Source organism: Aquiflexum sp. (assembly GCF_977115555.1).
In genome coordinates this window covers 1-3,676 of record NZ_CDSBKL010000393.1, presented here as the reverse complement: position 1 = coordinate 3,676, position 3,676 = coordinate 1, and the positions used below count along the sequence as shown (strand labels likewise).

The window sequence follows — 3,676 nt, the reverse complement described above, 5'->3', positions numbered from 1 at the left end:
GTGGCGATAGGGGTCTTGAATTCATGTGTCATGTTATTGATAAAATCATTCTTGATTTCAGAGAGGTTTTTTTGTCTGATGATCACCCTGATCGCATAGACAAAACAGAAAATCACCACACCTATAAAAAGGATGGAACTTAGGACTGGTAGCCATATCTGGCTAAAGACATAAGCCCTTTTATCTGGAAAATGTATAAAAAGAAAATTTTCCTGAGGAATAATATCACCTGGAAAGAGCCTCGCCTGCATTTTTGAATTTGCAAGGGAAAAAGAATCAACAGAAGCTGTAACCGGAAAAAGATTGCCTTTTTCATTGATTATTCCCAATTCGAAAGGCTGATCAATTCCTTTTTCTTTCAGGTTATTTTTAAGAATTTTTTTGACCTGCCCCGTATCCATTCTGGAAAGGATTTCCTTTTGACCTATCAATTCCTCCCAAGCACGGTTCATCAGAGCAATTTTTTGGTTTGCAATCCTGATTTTTTCAAGAAAATCCATCGGGATATTATACTCTGCCTCAAAATCCGGGTCAGGGGCAAATCCATACTTGCTTCTGTATAATTTCTCAGACTGGTCCAGGTAAGTTAGCTGACGTTCCCTTTCCTGAAGCAAAATCTCCATTTCGTCAGGAGTAAACATAGAAGATGCAATCTCCGGGGTCAATGTGGTGAAAAAATTATCCAGATCCGCAAGGACCGTTTTGTCAATTCCACTGGATTCAATCAATCTTCTGAAGCTTTGGCTGATTTGAGGAATCGGTTCCTGAAGCAATGTGTCCGTAACTGAAGGCCTTCTTCTACCTGAAATTGGTCTTTGCCTAATCTGGACTACGATAGGTTCAATCTGGTTAATCAGGGATTGTTGTAGTAGGGTATCCTGGGCGAGAAAGTTCAGAAAAACGTCACTTGTTTCATCTTTCTCGATTTGGGCAACTGTAGCTGCCAATGATTGATAGACTGCCTGTTCAAATCTCTCCTCGTTGATGCGGAGGGCATTTCTGATCCAATAGTATTGAAAGCCCACCAAACCAAGGCTGGCGATGGACATCAGGACTATAATCAGTTTCATTTGGGAACTTGACATGATACAAATTTATCCCTTATTGATTGGGATGAGTTGAGGTTAACAAAATTTAACTGTGGGAAATTCATCCGAGATTTCACTCAAAGTAGACAAACCATGGACATCTTCAATCTTTTTTATTGTGGTTCTATCCTTATCTTTGGGGCTTAAATTTAGTTTCATGGAAGTTAAAAACCAGCAATATCAGATCCAGGGAGTTTCTCTGACCGATTTGGCAAAGGATTTTGGTACACCTTTATATGTATATGACGGGGAGAAAATCCTGCAAAAAGTTAAGCTTATACAAAAATCTTTTTCCGGAGTCAACCTCAAAATAAAATATGCCACCAAGGCACTTTCCAATATCAATATTCTCAAATTATTGAAAAAAGCAGGAACGGGAGTAGATGCTGTATCATTAGAAGAAGTTTTGCTTTGTCAGCATGCCGGTTTTGAAGCACATGAAATCATGTACACTCCCAATAGTGTTTCCTTTGAAGAAATACAGAAAGCAGTGGATCTAGGGGTGATGATCAACATTGACAATATTCCTATGCTGGAGCATTTCGGTACTTTTTATGGAAATAAAATTCCCATTTGCATCCGACTTAATCCACATATTCTTGCAGGTGGAAATGCCAAAATATCAGTTGGCCATATTGACAGCAAGTTTGGAATCTCGATCCTTCAACTGAAGCATGTACTCAAAGTTGTGGAAGCCCATGACTTGAACGTCATCGGATTACATATCCACACCGGATCCGATATTTTGGATGCAGAGGTTTTCCTCAGAGGTGCAAATATTGTTTTTGATGCCGCAAAGGAATTTAAAAGTCTCAAATTCCTTGATTTTGGCGGAGGATTCAAGGTTGCCTACAAGCCAGGTGACATTTCCACAGATATAGAAGAAGTGGGGACTAAGGTATCTCAGGCCTTCAAAACTTTCTGCAAGGAATATGGTAGCGAACTTGAGATCTGGTTTGAACCAGGAAAGTTTCTCGTATCGGAATCAGGCTATCTTTTGGCAAAAGTCAATGTGGTGAAGCCTACACCGGCCTCTACTTTTGTTGGTGTAGATACGGGACTCAACCACCTCATCCGACCAATGATGTACGATGCCTATCATGGTGTAGTCAATATTTCAAAACTCGAAGGACCTGAAAGAATATATACCATTGTCGGGTATATCTGTGAGACAGATACTTTGGCTGCTGACAGAAAACTGAAAGAAGTACAGGAAGGCGATATTTTGGCAATCAAAAATGCCGGTGCTTATGGCTACAGTATGTCCTCAAATTACAATTCCCGACTTCGTCCTGCAGAGGTTTTAATACTCAATGGGAAAGCTCATCTCATCAGAGAAAGGGAAACATTTGACGATATCCTGAGACATCAGGTAGATATTGGATTGTAAAACAATCCACTTAAAAATATTAACCCGGCTGGTGAAAGCTGGGTTTTTTTGTTTTCAAACAGCGGGACGAAAATTTTTTCCATTTTTTGTAAAATTCTTTCTTTCAATTCATACCTCAAAAAAAGCAGGTCTCCACGGAGTTTTTGAAATTGATCCACTAACCTTTAATTTTTACAACTTTTCCTACCTATTTCAATTTAAAAGGAGTTGGTTTTTTAGCGTATAATTTCATTTATTAAATAAAATCACCCAAACACAGAAATATCATTTTGTTTTATTCAAAGAACATAAAATAATATTTCTATTTGCCAAAAACAGATTTTTGCTTTTCAACCACAAAATCCCTTGGTCCAACAGCGCTGTTTTGGCAAAAACCCAAGTACAAAATGAATTGGCAAAAAAGACCCTTCAAAACCCTGGTTTTCCTGATATTTCTTCAGGGTATGAGTCATTTTGCCTTTTCACAGGGAATATACCTGGAGCAATTGTACAGCAAAATCCGTAGGCCGGTTGTACTGGATGGTACGGTTTTCAGATCCATGGATCAGAGTGGAACTCCCGATTCTGGCGATATGAAAGTAACCGTCAGCGGTCAGTTGGCTCTTTGTACCCATGCTGATAGGGGGCATATTCTGCTTGATATTTCAGGAGGAGTTCCTCCCTACACCTTTGTTTGGAATAATTTACAGACTGTCCAAAACAGGTACAATCTACTTTCCGGAACTTACACTGTCTGGGTTAAAGACAGTCAGGGCCATGAAATCAAGGAGAAGATTGTGGTGCAACCACCTTTCCCATTGATTATCGAAATGTCCGAAACCAAAGATGCTACTTGCAACAATGCTGACGGAGAAGCCAAGGTAAACATCAAGATGGGAAGAGGAGAGCCATATAAAATCGAATGGAGCCATGGCCTGACAGATAGACTTCATGCCGAGGACCTTTCACCTGGAACTTACTCTGTGAAAGTTTCTGACCAATTCAACTGCCATCAGACGCTCTACTTTGAAATCAAATCCAACAGCGAGTCGTTTGACCTAAAAGAGGAATTGACTCACATTTCATGTTCCAATGAGCCAAAAGGCGCTATCTCGATTACAACTACAGGAGGGAAAGCCCCTTATAATTTCCTTTGGTCTAATGGTAAAACCTCTGAAAAAATCACTGACCTGAGCCCGGGGGAATATGGATTGACCGT

At 39.8% G+C, this 3,676-nt stretch carries 3 protein-coding genes; 2 read left to right on the top strand and 1 reads right to left on the bottom strand.

What is annotated here, in order from left to right; all coding sequences use genetic code 11:
• The coding region (locus ACZFYI_RS17220; RefSeq protein ID WP_462525364.1) for a sensor histidine kinase family protein at window positions 1–1,085 on the bottom strand (1,085 nt) is incomplete at its 3' end.
• 160 nt (window positions 1,086–1,245) lie between these two features.
• Between ACZFYI_RS17220 and lysA the strand changes: the two genes are divergently transcribed.
• Entirely contained in the window at window positions 1,246–2,478 is a 1,233-nt protein-coding gene (gene lysA, locus ACZFYI_RS17215) for a diaminopimelate decarboxylase (protein ID WP_462525363.1), read from the top strand.
• 386 nt (window positions 2,479–2,864) lie between these two features.
• The coding region (locus tag ACZFYI_RS17210; RefSeq protein WP_462525362.1) for a SprB repeat-containing protein at window positions 2,865–3,676 on the top strand (812 nt) is incomplete at its 3' end.